Below are 906 nucleotides of genomic sequence, written 5' to 3' on the forward strand. Positions count from 1 at the left end.
GAAGTTGTCTAAGGTTATAATACTATAAACAAAGATGCTCAAAAAAGTATACTATTGTAGTGCAAACAAACAAAATTACTTTATGAGCATCTTGAGCAAAGATAGAATAAAAAAGCTAATATTACCTCATTTAAGTGTTGGAAGACGAGGACTAAGTATTTCAGAGAAAAAAAGGGTTGGTATTCTTTCAGCAATTTTATATAGACTAAAAACAGGTTGTCAGTGGAGAGAACTTCCTACAGAACGTTTTTTTGAAGAAAAATATAGTTATCAAAGTGTATTTTATCATTTCAAACGCTGGTGTGAGGATGGTTCATGGGAAAAATTGTGGGTTTATTTGTTGAAGCACTATAAAAAGTATTTGGATATGTCTAGTATTCAGATAGATGGTTCAAAAACAAGAGCCAACAGAGGTGGACAAGCAGTGGGATTTAATCATAAACATTCCAAAGCAAGTACTAATTTAGTATATTTATGTGATAATCAGGGGATATTAATAGCTATTTCAGAACCTGTTAGTGGAAATCATCATGACATGTTTCATTTCTCACAACATTTTAAACAACTGATAGTTTGGCTTGAAAAAGCTGATATTTCCATAGAAGGTTTGTTCTTGAATGCTGATGCTGGATTTGATAATGATATTTGTAGAAAAACTTGTGAAAAGTATCAAATAGAAACTAATATTGATTTTAATAAAAGAAATACACAAAATAATCAACTTTGTCATCATTTTGATGAAGTGCTATATCAAAGAAGATTTGTTATTGAAAGAACTTTTGCTTGGATGGATGCTTTCAAAGCTCTTTTGATTAGATATGAATACCTTGCTAAACATTGGTTCTGTTTTAATATTTTAGCTATGATTGTTATTTTTTCTAGATTCATTAAATGTTAAACAAGTTC

Annotated in this window: 1 protein-coding gene; it reads left to right on the forward strand. The window is 29.6% G+C overall.

What is annotated here, in order from left to right; genetic code table 11:
* Positions 1-82: 82 nt before the first annotated feature.
* Positions 83-898 carry a transposase gene (locus AD998_21935; GenBank protein KOY84264.1) on the forward strand — a complete coding sequence of 272 codons (816 nt, stop codon included), beginning with the start codon at positions 83-85 and terminating at the stop codon, positions 896-898.
* Positions 899-906 lie beyond the last annotated feature (8 nt).

It is taken from the genome of bacterium 336/3, from assembly GCA_001281695.1.
In the GTDB taxonomy this organism is placed as follows: Bacteria; Bacteroidota; Bacteroidia; order Cytophagales; family Thermonemataceae; genus Raineya.